This window comes from Pedobacter sp. WC2501 (assembly GCF_052682415.1).
In genome coordinates this window covers 3,350,418-3,371,340 of record NZ_JBQZFI010000001.1, presented here as the reverse complement: position 1 = coordinate 3,371,340, position 20,923 = coordinate 3,350,418, and the positions used below count along the sequence as shown (strand labels likewise).

Sequence of the window (20,923 nt, the reverse complement as noted above, 5' to 3'; positions counted from 1 at the left end):
AAGATATTGGTAAAGACGATGATTTTGGCAAATGGTTACAAGCTTCCCCCCCTAATTTGCGGTTATGTCTCCACTGCTCGGAAATTCACGATTATTTACAACAATAAATTTCAACAAATTTTAATGCGAATTAAGCCGGTCCGAACGCCTTGCCACCGAATTTTATAAATCCGGATGAGCTGCCAGGGGTAGTGTAAAGTAAAATACCGACCCTTTTCCCATTTCGCTGTTCACCCAGATTTTCCCACCGTGATCGGCCACTATTTTAGAGGAAATATATAAACCCATCCCCAAGCCCGGGTGCGAAGAAACGATGTCTTCGGCCCTGTAGAATTTTTCAAATATTCTTGCTATACTCTCTTTCGACATCCCCAACCCATAATCTGTAATCTGGATTGTAACGCTACCGCCTCCTTTTGATAAAAATGAGGTGACATCGATATTTGAATTTTTATCTGAATACTTTGCAGCATTGCCTATTAAATTGCTTAATACCTGCTCAAGTCGCAATGGATCTGCCATAACCGAAAAATCATCGCCCAACTGAACATTGATCTTGTTATTAGCATAAACATTGGTCAGCATAGTTACCGTCTCGTTAAGAAATGAGTTAAGCGCAATCCTCGTAAGGTCGTATTGAAGACTGCCGTTTTCAATTTTGGAAACATCCATTAGCTGAAAAGTTAACCGTGCCAGCTTGCTGGTTTGAATTTCCAGTTTCTCTACCACCTCACCCACCTTTTCGGAATATTGATCCTTGAATAACTTAAGCATCTGTGTATATGCTTTAATAACGGTAATCGGAGTCTTTAATTCATGACTGGCAACAGAAATGAATTCGTTTTTTTTCTCATCAAGTTCCCGACCCAATTTGATTTCCAGTTCCTGCGCCTGTGTTAATTGACTAAGCTTGCTATTCTTGTTTTTGATCTCCTCGTATGAATTTAGAGGAACGGCATTTATAAAATAATCCTGGAGAATTAATATTTTAGCTTCGTCAACCCTCGCGGACCGCGGCAGGCCGAGTGCCATGGTTATCGAGTATTCCTGTCCGGTTACGTTAAAGTTGAAATCAGGTATCAGCTTTTTGGCATAAAAAAAGCCCTCATCTGTTTCCCTGAAAACATGGTCAGAATGAAATTTAATGCCTGCATTTATTGTAAAACGGGGGAACTTTCCAGATATATATAAACTTAATCTGCCCTCATTGGTAAAATCGATAACTGTTCTGGCCACTTCCGACACCGCTGTTGCAAGTGTTGTTCTGGTTGCAACAGTCAATCCGAGCTGCTCACCAATCTGCATGGACCGCTTGTGTGCCAAAACCAGATCCATCTCATTTTCGAGTGTGATACCGATAATTTCTCTCATTTTAAATGATTTTGATGACTACCACAGACATATCATCTGTTTGTCTTGCATGGTCTTTATAAATTGCCGATGCCAGGATCGAAGGGTCATGCTTAAGGATGCCAGGGTATTTCCCGGTCTCCCATCTGGTTTTGATACCATCTGAACACAATACAAGTTGATTAAAATCGGAAATATTAAAAACCTGGTCATTCATGGTTGTGGGAATATTGTGTCCGACTATTCCATTATAAGACATGTGGTTTTTTGAATTAACTGGCCCAATCCATTTAGCAGCAATGTTACCAATGCCAGCTGATGACCATTCTCCCCTCTCACTATTAAATGTGGTAACATTGGCTACGAGGCCACGGGTCTTTCTGATTGACGTATGCATAAACCGGAGCGTTTCTACAGGGCTGGAATCGGGAAAAACCTTGAACGCCTTAACGGCTTCGTTCACAGCAAAGTTTGCATCCGGGCCATGGCCTAAACCATCGCCTAAAAATAGTTTAAAGTTTTTGCCCATTATTCGGTAAGAAAACCCATCCCCGCTTACCGATTCTCCAGGTTTACTCAGCACCAGAGGCCTGATCACCATTCCTTTTTTAGGCACAGGCTTTTTCCCCACATAAATCCTGCTAAGCAGGATTGTACCCCAATCCGGAATGGAATATATATCGAAGGTATCAGATAAACGTTTAATACTTCCCAGACCTGCTCCAAGCGTATTGCTGGTAGACATTCCATCCTGCATCATCCTTGCGGGGTTTTTCATTCCAGGTCCTTTATCTATACAGATGAGTTCCACATAAGGTGTTCCATTTTCGCTGAAAACTCCGAACAGGATTTCTCCACCATCCGCATACTTAAAAAGATTGCTGGTCATCTCTGCGGCAACAATGTCAACTTCTGCAATCCTGGTCGTTTCCATGCCGACTTTGACCAGTCGTTGGTGAATTTCTTTTTTTATAAGTGAAAAGTAACTTCTATCGCTCGCCTGAAGGCTTATGTGTGTCGCATCAACCATTTGCCCATTTAATAATCATCACTACTGTGCCTTCTCCGGGCTTGCTTTTTAAATCGAATTCGTTGCTCAGCCTTTTTGCACCCGGCAATCCAAGTCCGAGGCTCTTTCCTGTTGAAAAACCATCTTTCATGGCCGCACTAATGTCGGGAATACCTGGGCCTTTATCTGAGAAAGTCAGTCTTACCCCTGTATCCCGGCCACGCGTCACGATTTCAACAAGACATTCGCCTCCGCCACCATAACGCAGCATATTGCGTAAAAGTTCACTTGCGGCAGTAATAAGCTTGGTCTGATTTACCAGCCCCATCTTGATTTTAACCGCAACCTCACGGATGCGGTTACGCAGTAAGACCACATCCTGCTCCTTCTTAACCTGAATATTATCTTTACTGAGCGAAATTATCATCATCATCGGTTTCTTCTTCGTCTCCGACATCGGAACCAATCATTGACTTCAACAAATTCATACCTTTTTCGACATCAAGCGCAGTATGGACGCCCTTAAGTGGTAGGCCAAGTTCGATCAACGTAATTGCTACTGCAGGCTGCATACCTACAACTACAGTTTCTGCATCCAATATTTTGGACATACTGGCAATGTTGCCAATAATGCGGCCCATAAATGAATCGACGATAGATACTGCCGATATATCAATCAGTACTCCTCTCGAGCTGGTCTTGTTGACCATTTGAACCAAATCAGCTTCAAGATCCAGCGCTAAACGGTCATAAAGATCAACCTGAATGGTTACGAGAAGAAAACTTCCCATCCTGAGAATAGGAATTTTATCCATTCTATATATTATTAATTTTATTTACTGAATTTGTTTTGCGCACTTCTAATCTCAAAACTTTGAACGCATAGGCCAATGCACTTGCAAGGCTCGCCTTTGTAATAATATTTGAAAGGTCTATTCCCAGGTGCACAACTGTTTGCGCAATTTCGGGGCGTATGCCACTGATTATACATTCCGCTCCCATAAGACGGGTAGCACTCACTGTTTTGATAAGATGCTGTGCCACCAGTGAATCAACCGCCGGCACACCTGAAATATCCAAGATTGCGATACTTGAACCCGTCTCTACGATTTCCTGCAAAAGGTTTTCCATTACAATCTGGGTACGCGAACTGTCAAGCGTGCCTATAATTGGCAAAGCCAAAATACCGTCCCAGACCCTAATTACCGGAGTTGAAATCTCAGCAATTTCATCTGTCTGCCTCAGGATAACCTCTTCACGGCCTTTGATAAATGTTTCAAAGGTGACAATGCTCAAGTTGTCCATCACCCTGATTATTTTCATACTTTCATCAAAAAGCTGCTGTGGGTCTTTGATCTGGATTTGTAAAACCTCAAGGATGGATTCTTTTAGACTATGAACAAAGCGACCCGTCTCACGTGGGGAGAATCCCTGACGAGCCCTGGTTATGGCAATGCCACCCAGAATCTCTATAACTGAACTCCAGTTATCACCATCAAGATCTTCCAGATCGTTTCCGGATAAGTTAGCAACTAAAGCGGCAACCAATTCTTCTGATTGTTCCCTAAGATCTTCGTTACTGATCAGGTCTTCGCGAAGACCATCGTCAGTCAATTGATTTTTCATCCAGATCTCAAGGATGGTTTTTTTATGTTTTTGTAGCAATTTTAATGTATTAGATGACATTTTTTTTGATGAATAGTTAAGGTTTTAAACTTTACACCCAACAGGATTATTGTGGAAAGATACTAATTGTTCGGCAATTTTCAATGATGCGTTGATCTTCAATATTAAATATTCAATTAAGGCCAAAGACGAAATAATACGAATATTGAAAAGAAGGTTAATGATATTGCGTTTACATCGACCAGTTGAAAGTTTCTTGGAAACAAAGGTGTTTATAAATGAATTTATTATGACGGAACAGTGCTTCGATTCTTCAGCTCCAGAGCTGGATGTTGTTGTTCCGGATCTGTAGACTTATTTGTTTATCTCTTTATCGTTTTATCATTGCGAAGATCATTTTTAAATCCAATTTTTGGATTTACTTTCCAAATAGAAGTACAAATGCATCGGCTGAATCTTTCAACCTCAAAATAAAACATTTAGGGTACAGTTCAAGGGAATGTGAAATGTAAGAGCCTGTTTAAAATTAAGTAAAATTTATTTTGTACGTCAGTCTGAGCGTAATCAAAGACATTTTTTTTATAGTTAAGAGAAGCACTTCGACTTCGCTCAGTGTGACAAACTAGGAGAAGTAATGTAATTGAATAAAATTTAAACAGGCTCTAAAATTCTTTTTATTCACTACATATCAGCGTCATTAAAAGTACATATAAAGTCATCATTTGACTATAGGTTTGGATTTATGGGAGTAAAAGGCTATATTATTGCTCACACTGAAATTAACGTCTCCAGTTAACATCATTTTTTCATTAAAACTTTTCAAATTTGGCATTAAAAAAAGCAGGATTTTACAGGGGGCCACGCTTGCCCTTCAAAAAAAAAGAAGCAGAACACAGAATTAATAATTTTATCACCTCCCCAGAGGTACGCTTAACCGGAGATAATATTGAGACCAATATTTATCCGCTAGCTGAAGCACTCAAATTGGCCGAAGAACTGGATTTAGATCTGGTTGAAATTTCACCTAACGCCACGCCACCAGTTTGCCGTATCATCGACTACAGCAAATTTCTTTACGAACAGAAAAAGAAGCAGAAGGAAATCAAAAGCAAGGCTAAACAGACCATCATCAAGGACATCCGTTTCGGACCGAACACCGATGAGCATGATTTTCAGTTCAAGCTCAAACATGCCATTTCCTTTTTGGAAAGTGGAGAAAAAGTGCGTGCCTTTGTGCATTTCAAGGGAAGATCGATTGTTTATAAGGACCAGGGAGAAATACTACTGCTGAAATTTGCGCAAGGCCTCGAAGAGGTGGGCAAAGTAGAGTTATTACCAAAACTTGAAGGCAAGCGAATGTTTCTGACCTTAGCGCCAAAAGCAGGAAAAAAATAAATCCTTAACTAAAAAACAGCGCTAACACATCATTTGTTGATTATTGAAGTTACAAAAAAACAATTGTGACAATTTCAAAACTGCGTCCGGACCAATCTGTTATGATATGAAAAAAATCTGCTTTTCAACCGCAATTTTCTTTTTTTATTATGCCATCTTTGGTCCTCTGCGCAACTCCCCAAATTTTTTGACTCTTTTAGGACTGCGGCAAAATCAATAAAGGCCCATTACTTATCTATTCTAAACTTTTTCATTAATAGGAGTACGAATGCATCGGCAGAATCTTTTAATGCTAAGATTAAGGTATTCAGGTAGCAGTTTAGGTGAGTTAGATATGTCAAATTGATCCCTCTATTCAACGATTTGAAAATCTCCTAAAAACAAAAAAGTCCTTTAAGATATCTTAAAGGACTTTCGGGCCAGTTGCGGTGCGTAATTCTAACCATTTTGTGGACGAATTGGTTGAAATAGGCGGTTTTTCAAAAATTTTAGAGTAAGATTAATAAAAAATGAAACAATTAAATTTCATTCATTCAAATCTACTCGCTAACGATCAAGAAGCCATTATGGTTCTATTTAAATCCATTTAGTATAAAAAAAGCAACTTGTATTAAAGTTGCTTTTTTTATACTATCTTCTTTTGAATTATTTTGACTTTTCTAAAACGCTTTTTAAATTAGCCATAAATCTTTTACCATCTTCTTCTGTGCGAATAGCTTTTGAAAGGCTATCTTCATAAGAATTATTGCTTGTGCGTCTTGTTTCTCCAGACGCTTTTTGGTGGCTAGTCACTTTCTTAAAATGTTCTAGCTGTTGTTGCATACGTGGATTCATAATACAAATATAATAATAAAATTTTACAAAAATTAAAATTTATTTTAATGAAAACATATAATAACCATATAATTGTTTTCTATCCCTTGAGTAATCAAATGGCTCAATAATAGGTTTAAAGAGTGGTTTTTCTTGTTCATCTCTCTCCACATCTATTTTGTTTCTTAATAGTTTCACATACCAATCTACCCCAACACAAACAAAAAAATCTGACATTAGTTCGCGATTTAGTATGAACATGCTGTGGTATAGATTTGCACGAATATCATCCGAACCATCTAAACCAATAATGCTATCTTGTCTATCATTCAAAAAGTAATAGGCAACAAAAATAGCAGTCGATAAAACTTTGCTTACATCTTGATGTTTGAGTCTTATCTTATCATCTATCGATCCATTTTCATCAACCGGACCTAAACATAGATTATAAACATTCGATAAGAAAGGATCTGGATGCAAAGAAAGCTTAACATGCATATGTATAAAGTCTCCATTTGTTTGTGGCGCATCAAATTCCGCAATTAATTCATTACCATTATCATTTACAGCAATTATATCATAAATATTTTGCAGATCTAATATTACCATTTCCGAATATACGAATTATGAGAAAATCTATATAATATCCATCATTTAAAAAGGACTCAATGAGTGAAATCTTTAATGCTAATTAAGCTGTCCCGACAATAAACCTTAAACAAAAAATCAGGTTTCATTTGTTCTAATCAAAGATTTGCAAATTATCAAAAATTAAAAAAGCCCTCTAGGGCTTTCGGATATTTGCAGCCTCTAATTAGCCATTTTGTCGACGAATTGATTGAAATAGGCGGTTTTTAAAAATACTTGAATAATAAAATATAGTTTTAATCATTTTCCTTAAACTCATTTTTTTCTTCATCTAATTGTGTATTTCAGTGAAAGTATCCACCCTGTTTCGTTCTAAACTGTCCAGCCCGATCAGGGCTTTTTCTTTTTAGCAGCATCCCATCCACTGGGATCCATCGCAGCTTGAACCCGACTATTCCAAGCTCCATCACCATGCCTTTTGCGCAGCAAAAGCAGATAAACACCTTCAGAACACTCACAAAAAAAGGATAATAGATATTGATCAGACAACGACTGAACGCCGTGTTGTTTTTAAGCACTTATAGCAGCTAGGATTCCTTTTCTGGTATGGGTCGGATTGAATCAATAAGGCATCCCCAGAACCTTAAAACACCTTAAAATCAGCCAAATGGACACTTTCAGGCAAAACGGAGTGGACACTTTGCAAAAAAACAGGTGGCCACTTTTTAGATATCCTCCAACCAGGTTAAAAAGACATTTTTATATTTCAAAAAAATTCAGCTACGAGGCAACTCAATGACGGGGCTCGAACCAAAAAACCGACGCCTATAGATCCAAAAAAGGCATTTTTGAATATATCTACATTTTTAATATCAAAACATCGAACTGACTGATAACAAATAATTAAAACAAAAAAAGCAGCTCTTTTCAGAACTGCTTCAAAATTCGGGGTGGCTGATGGGGCTCGAACCCACGACCCTCGGCACCACAAACCAATACTCTAACCAACTGAGCTACAACCACCGTGTTTTTGATGTCACAAAAGTACGACTTTAAATATTCCTTGCAAATATTTTTTTCAATGTTTTTACAACAAATTTTTAATTCCTTAACATTCAATTATTTGAAATTGAAAAAAATATTCAGCAGCAGATAAAACAAGCTATTTTGAACCTAAAAACATAACTTTACGGCGTTTATGATCGAAATTTATACAGACGGAGCAGCTAGCGGTAACCCCGGACCAGGTGGTTGGGGTACAATTTTAAGAGCAGGACAACACTATAAAGAATTAAGTGGTGGCTTTAGAATGACCACAAATAACCGCATGGAATTGTTAGCTGTAATAAAAGGATTAGAAGCACTAAAAAGCTTGAACCAGCAGGTAACCGTTTATTCCGATTCGAAATATGTAGTAGATGCCGTAGAAAAGAAATGGGTTTTCGGCTGGGCAAGCAAAGGTTTTAAAGACAAAAAAAACAAAGACCTTTGGATGCGTTTCCTTGAACTATATAAACTTCACAAAGTTAAATTCATCTGGATTAAAGGTCACAACGACCATCCGGAGAATGAGCGTTGCGACCGTTTAGCTGTTTTTGCGTCGCAAGACAAGCAAAATTTAGCGATTGATACTTTTTTTGAGGTAGAAAGAAGTAAAGCACAGCTTTAATCCAATCCACCGATAATATTTAAATCTTCCAGTTTAGCTTCCGCTTTAGCCTCAACAGAGATCGATTTTGCCGTGTATAGCAACATCATCTCTTCGGCTTTTTCAACCATTTTTTTTGATCCGATAAAAATTGGCACCCTTTGATGCAGTTCAGTTGGGTTAATCTCGAGGATCCGCTCAAAACCTGTACTGGCCTTGCCCCCAGCCTGTTCAATAATAAAAGCCATTGGATTACATTCGTACAACAACCTTAATTTTCCATTTGGCGAACTTGAAGTTGTAGGGTAAATATAAATCCCGCCTTTAATTAAATTCCGGTGAATATCGCCTACCATCGATCCGATGTAACGTGATGTGTATGGCCGTTTGGTGGCCTCATCTTCTACCTGGCAGTATTTAATGTACTTTTTAACACCATCAGGAAAATGCACATAATTACCTTCGTTTAACGAATATATATAGCCTGTTTCTGGTATTTTCATCTGCGGGTGCGAAAGGCAAAACTCGCCTATTGATGGGTCTAACGTAAAACCGTTAACACCTTTTCCGGTGGTATACACCAGCATGGTTGATGAGCCATAAATAATATAACCGGCAGCAACCTGTTGTGTACCTTTTTGCAATACATCTTCCAAACTGGCCCTCCCCTCAAGTGATTTCCTTCTGTAAATGGAAAAAATAGTACCAACCGCAACATTCACATCCGTGTTTGAGGAGCCATCCAAAGGATCGATACAAACAATATATTTGGCATTCTGCGAAACCGGCGATTCGATATGAATGATCTCGTCTTCCTCTTCAGTGGCCACGATACAGCACTCACCGCCACTGGTTAGTGCGGCAATAAATTGCTTATCAGCATAAACATCCAATTTTTTCTGTTCTTCTCCCTGGATATTCGTAGTGCCCATATCGCCCAGAATATCAACCAAACCTGCCTTATTTATTTCTCGGTTTACGATTTTTGCGGCAATACCAATGTCTCTTAGCAGCCTGGAGAGTTCACCTTTGGCATAAGGAAAATCTGCCTGTTTTTCTATAATAAATTGTCCTAGTGTTTTAACGCCACAAACCATACTTAGTGTACATTTTACATTATCTACCCGATAACTCTATGACCTCTAAGGTATGAATATTTTCATCAGTAACGCAAAATCTAATCAGGGTTCTTACCTTATGCCAACCATGTCTACCTGCCGCACCGGGGTTTATATGCAAACATTTTATTTTTTCGTCATACATCACTTTCAAGATATGCGAGTGTCCTGTAATAAATAATTTCGGAGGGTTAGTGTATATATCTGGCTTAACATAAGACGAGTATCTTCCTGGATATCCACCGATATGCGTCATCCAAACATCAACCCTTTCACAGCTAAATCGATTTTGCTCTGGAAACTCCGCTCTAATCGCACTATCATCTATATTTCCGAACACGCCACGCAAAGGTTTAAACGCTGCCAAAGGCTCGGCTACGTTAGGGCCAAAATCTCCTGCATGCCAAATTTCATCTACACCATCGAAGTGTTTAAAAACCGCATCATCCAAAAAACCGTGTGTATCAGAAATTAATCCTATTTTTTTCATTATGTAAAGTTAATTGCGCCCTCTAATTTACAGGATTGGCAAAATCTTTCGAGCAATTTTCGTTAAAACAAATTCTCCAGCGATTGACAAATCTTTTATAGATGGTGGCTAAATATTATAAAAAAGCACGGTAATGATTGTACAATGTTACCATTGTTCCCTCCCACTTTACCCACCCTAAAACCCTAATCTAGAAGGCCAGGAAAAAATCCTTCAGCAATTCTTTATAAGCTGCAGTATGCTCTTTTAAAGATTCATAAATATAAAAATCATTTTCCTTCAAAACCGCTTTACCTTTTTTCAAACAGATCACCTGCCTGAAGGTTGCTTTAGTTTGATCAGAATGAATATGGATCCGCTCTGCAAGCGATAAATCATATTGGGATGCGAGCGCAATCACTTCATCCGCCTGTTTTATTGGCAGAATAAGCCAGATCAATCCTCCATCAGCCAAAAGTGAGTTTGATTTTTCAACTAATAAGCTAAAAAAATCTTCATAAGCATGCCTGGCGATGCCTTTTCTAATCTCTTCGTTCTTTAAGTCGTTTACAAAAAAAGGTGGATTGGAAACAATCAGATCAAATTTTTCATTATGGTTATATTGTTCAATTGCGATATGGTTAATATTTAACCGCTCACTGAAAACAGACGACTGGAAATTCCTTCCCGCTGTTTCCGCAGCTTGTCCGTCTATTTCTACTGCATGTATATTGGCATCAGGAAAACGTTGCGCCAACATCAATGCAATTACTCCGGTACCAGTTCCGATATCCAATATGTTTTTAGGCGCATGGTGATTTACAATAGCCCCGATTAAAACCCCATCGGTATTAATCTTCATGGCGCAACCTGTCTGGTCGACTTCAAACTGCTTGAACTTGAAAATACTCATCTTAAATCTCGTATAATTCTAGTGGCAAACCATCCGGATCAGCAAAAAAAGTAAAACGTTTATCCGTAAATTCGTCAATGCGGATTGGCTCGGTTACAATACCCTGATCATTTAAACGAGAAATCTCCTTCTCAATATTTTCCACTTCAAAAGCCAAATGACGTAACCCCTGAGCTTCTGGCCGCGACGGACGTGCAGGAGGGTTTTCGAAAGAAAAAAGCTCGATCTGATATACACCATTTACGGCAAGATCCAACTTATACGATTTCCTTTCAGCCCGGTAAACCTCTGCCAAAGCAGTAAAACCCAATTTATTTACATAAAAATCTTTCGATTTTTCGTAGTCAGAACAGATAATGGCAATGTGATGGATGCGAAGCATAAATAATGATTGAATTTTGACTGAGTAAATGAGTGACTTAACGTTTAACAAAAATGCGCATTCTCTAACTGAATTAACCAATAATTATTTCAACATTCTCTCATTCAAAATTCACTCATTCCATCATCGGACATTCTCTCATTCAATAATTCTCTCATTCAATCTTTATATTTTGACATTCAATCATTCAAAATTCACTAATTCAATCACTGTAGCACACCAGTTTTTTCATTTTAAAAAGCTATTTTTGCAACTTCAAAAAAAAAGCATGATTCATTTCTTCTCTTGTCATCCTGAGCCTGTCGAAGGGCAATCACAGGCGATTTTTGTTTTACAAACAGACAAAGCGCTTTCTACCACTGATATTACTAAACTTGAATGGTTATTTGGCGGCGCCAAAATCTCGCAAGAAACAGCCCTGACAGGTTTTTTCGTTGGACCAAGAGCAGCAATGATTACCCCCTGGAGTACCAACGCTGTAGAGATCACCCAGAACATGGACATGCAGGCCATCATCAGGATTGAAGAATTTAAGCAGGTTGACGAAAACTTTGCTGATTACGACCCGATGCTTTCTCAAAAATACGACAAACTCGATCAGGAGGTTTATACCATCAACATTAAACCTGAACCGATTTTAGAAATTACCGATATTGCGGCTTACAATAAACAGGAAGGACTTTCTTTAAGTGATGAAGAAGTTGAGTACTTAAATACATTAGCAAAAAAACTAGCAAGACCTTTAACCGATTCTGAGGTATTTGGTTTCTCGCAGGTGAATTCAGAACATTGCCGTCACAAAATCTTTAACGGAAAATTCGTAATTGATGGTGTGGAACAGCCTACCTCATTGTTTAAATTGATCCGCAAAACATCAGAAGAAAATCCGAACGATATTGTTTCGGCATATAAAGATAACGTAGCCTTTATTAAAGGCCCGAAAGTGCAGCAATTTGCACCTAAACGTGCAGATGAGCCCGATTATTACACCACTAGCGATTTTGATTCAGTAATCTCTTTAAAAGCAGAAACACACAATTTTCCAACAACAGTTGAGCCTTTTAACGGTGCCGCAACCGGTTCGGGTGGCGAAATCAGAGACCGTTTGGCTGGTGGCCAGGGTTCTTTACCTTTAGCCGGAACTGCCGTTTACATGACTGCGCTTTCGCGTTTAGAAGATAACCGCCCGTGGGAAAAAGGTGTTGAAGAAAGAGAATGGTTATATCAAACGCCAATGGATATCCTGATCAAAGCATCAAACGGTGCTACCGATTTTGGCAATAAATTTGGACAACCGCTAATTACAGGTTCGGTATTAACTTTCGAGCACGAAGAAAATAACCGCACACTGGGTTTTGACAAAGTGATTATGCTTGCCGGCGGTATCGGTTACGGTAAAGCCAGCCAGGCACAAAAACTTAAACCACAAGAAGGCGACAATATCGTGATCTTAGGTGGCGAAAATTATAGAATCGGAATGGGTGGTGCAGCAGTTTCATCTGCTGATACCGGTCAACATGGAAGCGGCATTGAATTAAATGCCATCCAGCGATCAAACCCTGAGATGCAAAAACGTGCTGCAAATGCCGTTCGTGGTATGGTAGAAAGTGATCACAATTCGATTATTTCCATCCACGATCATGGTGCAGGTGGTCACCTAAACTGTTTATCAGAACTGGTTGAAGAAACCGGTGGTTTAATTAACCTCGATAAACTGCCAGTGGGCGACCCTACCCTTTCGGCCAAAGAAATTATTGGTAACGAATCGCAGGAAAGAATGGGATTGGTAATTGGCAACGAGCATATCGAAACCCTGCAAAAAATTGCCGACCGTGAGCGTTCACCCATGTATACTGTAGGTAAAGTTACCGGCGATCACCGTTTCACGTTCAAATCGGCCTCTACCGGTTTAAAACCCATGGATTTTGAGTTGGCCGATATGTTTGGCAGCTCGCCTAAAGTTGTAATGGAAGATACCACGGTAGACCATAAATACAGTGCGCTTAATTATGATACTACCCAATTAAATACTTACCTGGAACAAGTGCTTCAATTAGAAGCAGTGGCAGCTAAAGATTGGTTAACCAATAAAGTAGACCGTTGTGTGGGTGGCCGTGTAGCCAAACAGCAATGTGCAGGCCCATTACAATTGCCGTTAAACAACTGTGGTGTAATGGCTTTAGATTTTCAGGGAAAAGAAGGGATTGCCACTTCAGTTGGTCATGCGCCACTTTCAGCCTTGATTGATCCGGCTGCTGGTAGCCGCAATGCCATTGCCGAATCACTTTCGAATATTGTTTGGGCTCCTTTAAAAGATGGTTTAAAAAGTGTTTCACTTTCTGCCAACTGGATGTGGGCTTGTAAAAATGAAGGTGAAGATGCACGTTTATATGCTGCAGTAAAAGCTTGTTCCGATTTTGCCATCGATTTAGGAATCAATATCCCAACAGGAAAAGATTCGCTATCAATGAAGCAGAAATACAAAGATGGTGATGTAATTGCGCCAGGAACGGTAATTATTTCTGCGGGAGCAAATTGTGATGACATTACCAAAGTAGTTGAACCTGTATTGCAGAAAGATGGCGGATCGCTATACTACATCAACCTTTCTAATGATACTTATAAATTAGGCGGGTCATCTTTCGCACAGATTTTAAACAAAATAGGTACAGAAACGCCAGATGTAAAAGAAGCTGATCAATTTAAAACGGCTTTTAATACATTACAGCAGTTAATTAAAGCTGATAAAATACAAGCTGGTCACGATATTGGTAGTGGAGGTTTAATTACAACCTTATTGGAAATGTGTTTTGCCGACCGCGACTTAGGCGCTTCGATCGATTTGTCTTCTTTAGCAGAAGCAGATAGCATTAAAGTATTATTTGCAGAGAATATCGGCATCGTTTTCCAGGCTGATGCTTCAGTTGAAGAAACTTTTGCCCAGGCTGGCGTTACTTTCCATAAAATTGGTGAGGTTAATACATCAGCTAGGCTGGAAGTTAAGAATGCTGCAGATAGTTTCAGTTTTGATATCGACCATTTACGTGATGTTTGGTTTAAAACTTCTTATCTGTTAGATAACAAACAAACAGGTAACGGTTTGGCGAAAGCACGTTACGACAATTATAAAAACCACGTTTTAAATTACACTTTCCCTTTACAATTTGATGGAAAGAAACCGGTAATCGACGAAACTAAACCCAGACCTAAAGCAGCCATTATCCGCGAAAAAGGAAGTAACTCTGAACGCGAACTGGCCAATGCCATGTATCTGGCAGGTTTTGATGTGAAAGATGTACACATGACCGATTTAATTACGGGAAGAGAAACGTTAGAAGATATTCAGTTTATCGGTGCAGTGGGTGGTTTCTCCAACTCTGATGTTTTAGGATCAGCAAAAGGCTGGGCAGGTGCATTTTTATACAACGAGAAAGCAAGGGTAGCTTTAGAGAAATTCTTTGCCCGTCCTGATACTTTATCTGTTGGCGTTTGTAATGGTTGCCAGTTATTTGTAGAGTTGGGCTTAATTAATAAAGACCACGAAGAAAAACCGAAAATGCTGCACAACAAAAGTGGCAAGCACGAAAGTATTTTCACTTCTTTAACCTTACAGGAAAACAATTCGGTCATGTTATCTACACTGGCTGGAAGTACTTTAGGGGTTTGGGTATCACATGGTGAAGGCAGATTCTCGTTACCATACGCAGAAGACAAATATAAAATCGTAGCTAAATATGCTTACGAAACTTATCCGGCTAGTCCGAATGGTTCTGATTACAACACCGCAATGTTATGCGATGAAAGCGGTCGCCACCTGGTGATGATGCCGCACATTGAGCGTTCATTGTTCCAATGGCACTGGGCAAATTATCCGCAAGGCCGTAAAGATGAAGTTTCGCCATGGATGGAAGCCTTTGTAAATGCACGCAAGTGGATTGAGAACAAGCGGTAATACTTTGATGGAAGATGTAAAATGGATGATGGAATGAAAAACCATCATCCATTTTTTATTTATTAGTTATCCTTTCGAGCGGAGTGCCTTATAGCGCCGTCATCTCGACTGAAGCGAAGCGAAATGGAGAGATCTATAATAGATTTCTCGACTGCGTTGCTCTACGCTCGAAATGACGCAACTATTTAAATCAGATTACATAAAAAACGGCCTGGGCACCGCCCAAACCGTTCAATTCACCTAACACTACATCTCCCTAAAAACCAAGGGCGTTAATAGAAAGTCCCCCATCATCCATCTTCCATCGCACATCTTCCATACCTTTCTAGTTAGAAATCTGAAAGTTAATGGCCATATTATACCTTACACGCACCGGAATACCTTTATTTTTTCCAGGTTTCCAAAGTGGCGATTTTTTAATCACTTTAATTGCTTCCTCATCGCAGCCAAAACCGATTCCTTTAATTACCGATACATCAGTAATAGAACCATCTTTTTCCACCACAAAACTCACAAATACTTTTCCGGCTGCGCCTTCATCCTGAGCTCTTGATGGGTACCTTAAGTTACGCTCCATGTATTTAGACCAGGCCTTCGCGCCACCTGTAAATTCAGGGTATTCATCAGCTCCCAAATAAATCTCTTTATCTTCAGCGGTTCCAGTACCCTCTTTAGCTGTTCCTGAGCCATCACCACTACCTTTAGCTTTATTCTCGGTTACTACCGCAGCAGGAGCCACTACTCCATCCTGTGTCGTAGCGCTGATCACCGCTAATTTTATATCATCAACTGTTGGAGGAGGAGGAAGCTCTGTTTTATTAACCACCACCACTTGTGATGGAATCGCTATTGTTTTAACCTTTACCGGTTCTGCTTTTTTGGGTTCAGATTTTTCCTCTGGTTTAGGCATATCCGGTTTCATCTGGTGAATCACATCCGTTAAGTCTATAATTTTTGCCGTTTCTACAACCGCTTCTTCTTTAGGAACCAATTTTGCATAAATTAAGGGAGAGAAACAGGCAAGTACAAATAAACTTCCAGATACAAAAAGTGCCCTTGTCATAATCTTCGAAGATTTAGACCTTAAATCGTAAGCACCATAGTTTTTGTTGCGGTTTGCAAATACAAGATCGAGCCACTCGGTTTTGTATACGTTAATTGAAGAGTTGAACATAGCTTTTATTTTTATACCATGATGCAGCAAAATCTTCAATTCCATAAAACATTCGAAAAATCTATTTTCTTTACAAAAAATGAAATTTCTCACCCGAAAAACATTTTTTTATTTCATTTTCAATAAAATTCATAAAAACAACACGATTCTTTGACGAGAATTAATAAAATATACTATTTTTGACAAAAAACATAACGAATTAATGAAAAGCTTAAGAACCATCGCATTAAAAGAGGCTCAAAACAGAATTTCACCAGAAGTTAAAGCACCAGCGGCAAAAATTTCTGACTTTTTTGGCGCTAATGTATTTGATAAGAAAAAAATGAGAGATTTCTTATCTAAGGACGTATATGAAAAATTAATATCATCTATCAACCAGGGTGAGTTAATTAATTCAGACGATGCCAATCAAATTGCAACCGCTATGAAAGCGTGGGCAATGAGTGCCGGCGCAACGCATTATACGCACTGGTTCCAGCCATTAACTGGTACAACTGCTGAAAAACACGATTCATTTTTTGAGCCAAGTGGCGATGGAGCTATCGAGAAATTTGCAGGAAGCGCTTTAGTTCAACAAGAGCCAGATGCTTCTAGTTTCCCTAACGGTGGTATCCGTAATACTTTCGAAGCCCGTGGTTATACTGCCTGGGATCCATCATCTCCAGCATTCATTATGGAAAGTAAAGCAGGTAAAACCCTTTGTATCCCTACAGTTTTCGTATCTTATACTGGTGAAGCGTTAGATTATAAAGCACCTTTATTAAAAGCATTAGCTGCATTAGATAAAGCTGCTGTTGATGTTTGCCAGTATTTCGATAAAAGCATCACTAAAGTAAATGCATCTTTAGGTATTGAGCAAGAATATTTCCTTGTTGATGAGTCGTTATTTAACGCCCGTCCGGATTTATTGTTAACTGGTCGTGCTTTATTCGGGCATATGTCTGCTAAAGGCCAGCAATTAGAAGATCACTATTTCGGTTCTATCCCTGAGCGTGTATTCAGCTACATGGTAGATTTCGAAAACGAAGCTTTAAAATTAGGTATTCCTTTAAAAACCCGTCACAATGAGGTTGCACCGTCTCAATTTGAGTGTGCGCCAATTTACGAAGAAATCAACTTAGCAATCGATCACAATCAATTGTTGATGGATTTGATGGAAAAAGTTGCCCGTCGTCACCACTTCCGTGTTTTATTACACGAAAAACCATATGCAGGTATCAACGGATCAGGTAAACACAACAACTGGTCGTTAATTACCGATACAGGTAAAAACTTACTGGCACCAGGTAAAACGCCTAAAAACAACTTAATGTTCCTTGCTTTCTTTGTAAACACCATTAAAGCAGTTAGCGAGCATGCCGATTTATTACGTGCAAGTATTGCATCAGTAAGCAACGATCACCGTTTAGGTGCTAACGAAGCGCCACCTGCAATTATCTCTATCTTCCTGGGTTCACAATTGAACGATGTATTAGATGAGATTGAGCACTCACGTATCAGCAAAAAAATCAAGGAAGACAATGCACTTTGGTTAGGTATCCCTAAAATCCCTCAAATTTTATTAGATAATACCGACCGTAACCGTACTTCACCTTTCGCATTTACAGGTAACAAATTTGAGCTTAGAGCGGTTGGATCTTCAGCAAACTCTTCTGCTCCGATGACGATCTTAAACGCAATTATGGCCGAGCAATTGGTTAAATTTAAAGTTGAAGTTGATAAATTGATCAAAAAAGGTGATAAAAAAGACATCGCTTTATTAACGGTGATCAAAAAATACATCAAAGAATCTAAAAACATCCGTTTCGAAGGAAATGGTTATAGCCAGGAGTGGGAAGATGAAGCTGCAGCACGCGGTTTATCAAACATCAAAACTACACCAAAAGCTTTAGATGCTTATTTAACGGAGAAATCTGCTGAGTTATTTGCTACTACTGGTATTTACAGTGCACGTGAGATTCATGCCCGTCATGAAATCATGTTAGAAAACTTCTACAAAAAATTACAGATCGAAGCACGTGTAATGGGCGAAGTAGCGAACACCGCTATCATTCCTGCTGCAATTGCTTACCAAAATTCTTTAATCGCAAACGTACAGGGATTAAAAGCAATTGGTGTAGATAGCAAAGTTTCTATTGATATCGTTAAAAAATTAACTGAGCATTTAGAAATTGTGAAAACCAATATCGATGCGATGTTAGAAGAACGTAAAGTAACCAACAAAATCGAAGATACCCGCGAAAAAGCGATTGCATACGATGAGAAAGTTAAATCTTACTTCGATATCATCCGTTACCACGCTGATAAATTAGAGCAAATTGTTGACGATAGCGTTTGGCCTTTACCAAAATTCAGAGAATTATTATTCATGAAATAAGAAAGGCGTAAGCTAAAAGGTCTAAGGCGTAGGGTTTATACTCTACGCCTTTTTTGTTTCATAAATCCGTCATTGCTGTAAGAGGAACGATGAAGCAATCTTACAACGATCGCTACTAAGTAAGTCCATCAGCTGCAGTTCCGAAGTAGCGTCATCCTGAACTTGTTTTATTAGCAATTTTTATAGTTTCAAAGGTCTAATAGCTACTTCGTGGTCAGGATCTAATCGAAATTACTTACGTTGGCAAATGCTTTTTTTTTGGGAAAGCAATACCTGTGCTCATCGGTTAAAACACTCCTGCTTTCCTTCCTGCTGTAAATTTTTTCTATGTCTTTAATTCATCGTTTACAGCATCCATGCAATCAGGTTTATTTCAGATAGGCCTGTGCAGGGAAAAACCCAGCCACAAGGAACCAGCCCGCTGTACCTAAGCCCGATTGTAAGGATGCCGTTTTAATCGACAGTTTTTTAATCGCCAGAATTTAAAACGGCAGTAGGAAAAGCGGGACTGCAGGCCGCCAGGAAAAACGAACGTTCACTTCCAAAACCTTTTTCAATTATATTGTAAAGAAAAGCCCGTGCAAGTAAAACCCCAACGCAAATTAATATCTGCACCATCGACTCCGGACTTCGGACTCCAGACTTCGGACTTTCTACCAACCTTTCTATCTTCTCCCCTTTTACCTTCCACCTTAAAAAACTATCTTTGCGGCAACATGAGTGATAACAGGTACAATCAACGTGGCGTTTCTGCCTCAAAAGAAGATGTGCACAATGCCATCAAAAACATCGACAAAGGAATTTTCCCTAAAGCGTTCTGCAAAATCATCCCCGATATTCTAGGTGGTGACGAGGATTATTGCAACATCATGCACGCCGATGGTGCCGGTACCAAATCTTCTTTAGCTTATGTATACTGGAAAGAAACCGGTGATATTTCGGTATGGAAAGGTATTGCACAAGATGCCATTATCATGAATATCGACGATTTGATCTGCGTGGGTGCTACCGATAATATTTTGTTATCCTCAACCATCGGGCGGAATAAAAACCTGATTCCCGGCGAAGTAATCGCGGCCGTAATTAACGGAACAGAAGAGATTCTGTCCGATTTGCGCGAACAGGGCATTTCCATCTACTCCACAGGTGGTGAAACTGCCGATGTTGGCGATCTGGTAAGAACTATTATCGTCGATTCTACGGTGACTTGTCGCTTAAAGCGCGAAGACATCATCAGCAACGATAACATTAAACCTGGCGACGTAATTGTGGCCTTAGCCTCATCCGGACAAGCGACTTACGAAACCGAATACAATGGTGGCATGGGATCGAACGGATTAACCTCTGCCCGTCACGATGTTTTTGAAAAAGCTGTTGCCAATAATTACCCTGAAAGTTTTGATCCGGCCGTTCCTTTCGACCTGGTTTTCTCCGGAAAAAAACAATTAGCCGAAGAAATCGAGATTGAAGGTTTCGGCAAAACCACTGCTGGTAAACTGGTATTATCGCCAACCCGCACGTATGCGCCTGTAATTAAAAAGATTTTAGAAAGCTACCGCAGCCAGATCAATGGTATTGTACATTGCAGTGGTGGTGCGCAAACCAAGGTATTGCATTTCATCAATGATGATATCCACGTCATCAAGAATAACCTCTTCCCTATTCCGCCGCTATTTAAGCTCATACAGGAACAATCGGGTACAGATTGGAAAGAAATGTACAAGGTATTTAATATGGGTCACCGTATGGAGCTATATGTACCACAAGAAATTGCAGATAACATCATCGAGATATCAAAAAGCTTTAATATCGATGCACAAATTATCGGTCGGGTAGAAAAAGGCGATCAGAAACAGGTAACCATCGAAAGCGAAAAAGGAACTTTTATTTATAATTAAGATAATAGAACTTAATGAAAAAGGGTTGAAATTTTATTTCAGCCCTTTTTTACTCAATTTTTAGCTCACATTAAATGAGATAAAATGATTCGGGTTATTTGCACCAATACTAGTCATCACATTTATAAAACCACTTTACAAGCCGTAATCCACTAAAAAATTAGTATCGTAAGTAGCTATATGATCGCTATTATTTCCAGGCATTAATAAT

At 39.2% G+C, this 20,923-nt stretch carries 18 protein-coding genes and 1 tRNA gene; 6 read left to right on the top strand and 13 right to left on the bottom strand.

What is annotated here, in order from left to right; translation table 11 throughout:
- Nucleotides 1-162: 162 nt before the first annotated feature.
- From ACUN24_RS14400 to ACUN24_RS14380, 5 genes are all read right to left on the bottom strand, one after another.
- Nucleotides 163-1,371 carry an ATP-binding protein gene (locus ACUN24_RS14400; RefSeq protein WP_445563111.1) on the bottom strand — a complete coding sequence of 403 codons (1,209 nt, stop codon included), beginning with the start codon at nucleotides 1,369-1,371 and terminating at the stop codon, nucleotides 163-165.
- Nucleotide 1,372: 1 nt separating this feature from the next.
- Entirely contained in the window at nucleotides 1,373-2,284 is a 912-nt protein-coding gene (locus ACUN24_RS14395; protein WP_445563110.1) for a serine/threonine protein kinase, read from the bottom strand.
- A gap of 88 nt (nucleotides 2,285-2,372) precedes the next feature.
- Nucleotides 2,373-2,786: an anti-sigma regulatory factor gene (locus ACUN24_RS14390; RefSeq protein WP_445563109.1), complete on the bottom strand. Its 414-nt coding sequence runs from the start codon at nucleotides 2,784-2,786 to the stop codon at nucleotides 2,373-2,375.
- Nucleotides 2,767-3,174: an STAS domain-containing protein gene (locus ACUN24_RS14385; RefSeq protein WP_138820174.1), complete on the bottom strand. Its 408-nt coding sequence runs from the start codon at nucleotides 3,172-3,174 to the stop codon at nucleotides 2,767-2,769. Before ACUN24_RS14385 ends, ACUN24_RS14390 begins: the two co-directional genes overlap by 20 nt.
- Nucleotide 3,175: 1 nt before the next feature.
- The gene (locus ACUN24_RS14380) at nucleotides 3,176-4,045 is read right to left on the bottom strand and encodes an STAS domain-containing protein (protein WP_445563108.1); all 870 of its coding nucleotides are present in this window, start codon (nucleotides 4,043-4,045) and stop codon (nucleotides 3,176-3,178) included.
- Nucleotides 4,046-4,810: 765 nt separating this feature from the next.
- Between ACUN24_RS14380 and infC the strand changes: the two genes are divergently transcribed.
- A complete protein-coding gene (gene infC / locus ACUN24_RS14375; RefSeq protein WP_445563107.1) occupies nucleotides 4,811-5,380 on the top strand; it encodes a translation initiation factor IF-3 in 570 nt (189 codons plus the stop codon).
- 117 nt (nucleotides 5,381-5,497) lie between these two features.
- A complete protein-coding gene (locus ACUN24_RS14370) occupies nucleotides 5,498-5,695 on the top strand; it encodes a transposase (protein WP_445565139.1) in 198 nt (65 codons plus the stop codon).
- Nucleotides 5,696-6,025: 330 nt separating this feature from the next.
- Here ACUN24_RS14370 and ACUN24_RS14365 read toward each other — a convergent pair whose 3' ends face one another.
- The 3 genes from ACUN24_RS14365 to ACUN24_RS14355 form a co-directional block, all read right to left on the bottom strand.
- Entirely contained in the window at nucleotides 6,026-6,214 is a 189-nt protein-coding gene (locus ACUN24_RS14365; RefSeq protein WP_445563106.1) for a hypothetical protein, read from the bottom strand.
- 39 nt (nucleotides 6,215-6,253) lie between these two features.
- The gene (locus tag ACUN24_RS14360; protein ID WP_445563105.1) at nucleotides 6,254-6,802 is read right to left on the bottom strand and encodes a DUF6934 family protein; all 549 of its coding nucleotides are present in this window, start codon (nucleotides 6,800-6,802) and stop codon (nucleotides 6,254-6,256) included.
- 928 nt (nucleotides 6,803-7,730) lie between these two features.
- Nucleotides 7,731-7,804 (bottom strand) — tRNA-His (locus tag ACUN24_RS14355).
- A 175-nt stretch (nucleotides 7,805-7,979) separates the two neighbouring features.
- Here ACUN24_RS14355 and rnhA point away from each other — a divergent pair.
- Nucleotides 7,980-8,450 (top strand): ribonuclease HI, encoded by a 471-nt coding sequence (gene rnhA / locus ACUN24_RS14350; RefSeq protein ID WP_132396469.1) that lies wholly within the window; start codon nucleotides 7,980-7,982, stop codon nucleotides 8,448-8,450.
- Here rnhA and fbp read toward each other — a convergent pair.
- The 4 genes from fbp to gloA2 all read right to left on the bottom strand — a co-directional run bounded on the left by fbp (nucleotide 8,447) and on the right by gloA2 (nucleotide 11,311).
- Nucleotides 8,447-9,526 (bottom strand): class 1 fructose-bisphosphatase, encoded by a 1,080-nt coding sequence (fbp, locus tag ACUN24_RS14345; RefSeq protein ID WP_445563104.1) that lies wholly within the window; start codon nucleotides 9,524-9,526, stop codon nucleotides 8,447-8,449. The genes rnhA and fbp overlap by 4 nt on opposite strands.
- A gap of 19 nt (nucleotides 9,527-9,545) precedes the next feature.
- A complete protein-coding gene (locus ACUN24_RS14340; RefSeq protein WP_445563103.1) occupies nucleotides 9,546-10,037 on the bottom strand; it encodes a metallophosphoesterase family protein in 492 nt (163 codons plus the stop codon).
- Nucleotides 10,038-10,227: 190 nt separating this feature from the next.
- Nucleotides 10,228-10,929 (bottom strand): tRNA1(Val) (adenine(37)-N6)-methyltransferase, encoded by a 702-nt coding sequence (locus ACUN24_RS14335; RefSeq protein WP_445563102.1) that lies wholly within the window; start codon nucleotides 10,927-10,929, stop codon nucleotides 10,228-10,230.
- Between the two features lies 1 nt (nucleotide 10,930).
- On the bottom strand, nucleotides 10,931-11,311 hold the full coding sequence (gene gloA2, locus ACUN24_RS14330; protein ID WP_445563101.1) for an SMU1112c/YaeR family gloxylase I-like metalloprotein: 381 nt from the start codon (nucleotides 11,309-11,311) through the stop codon (nucleotides 10,931-10,933).
- Nucleotides 11,312-11,558: 247 nt separating this feature from the next.
- Here gloA2 and purL point away from each other — a divergent pair, with 247 nt between their 5' ends.
- Nucleotides 11,559-15,263 carry a phosphoribosylformylglycinamidine synthase gene (purL, locus tag ACUN24_RS14325; RefSeq protein ID WP_445563100.1) on the top strand — a complete coding sequence of 1,235 codons (3,705 nt, stop codon included), beginning with the start codon at nucleotides 11,559-11,561 and terminating at the stop codon, nucleotides 15,261-15,263.
- Between the two features lie 325 nt (nucleotides 15,264-15,588).
- On the opposite strand, the gene ACUN24_RS14320 is transcribed toward purL, so the two are convergent.
- Nucleotides 15,589-16,437, bottom strand: a complete 849-nt coding sequence (locus ACUN24_RS14320; protein WP_445563099.1) for an energy transducer TonB — start codon at nucleotides 16,435-16,437, stop codon at nucleotides 15,589-15,591.
- A 202-nt stretch (nucleotides 16,438-16,639) separates the two neighbouring features.
- Here ACUN24_RS14320 and ACUN24_RS14315 point away from each other — a divergent pair, with 202 nt between their 5' ends.
- Together ACUN24_RS14315 and ACUN24_RS14310 are read left to right on the top strand one after the other, a co-directional pair.
- Nucleotides 16,640-18,814, top strand: a complete 2,175-nt coding sequence (locus ACUN24_RS14315) for a glutamine synthetase III family protein (protein ID WP_121283457.1) — start codon at nucleotides 16,640-16,642, stop codon at nucleotides 18,812-18,814.
- Nucleotides 18,815-19,530: 716 nt separating this feature from the next.
- Complete coding sequence (locus tag ACUN24_RS14310) at nucleotides 19,531-20,712, top strand: AIR synthase related protein (protein ID WP_445563098.1); 1,182 nt, start codon at nucleotides 19,531-19,533, stop codon at nucleotides 20,710-20,712.
- The last annotated feature ends 211 nt before the right edge of the window (nucleotides 20,713-20,923 follow it).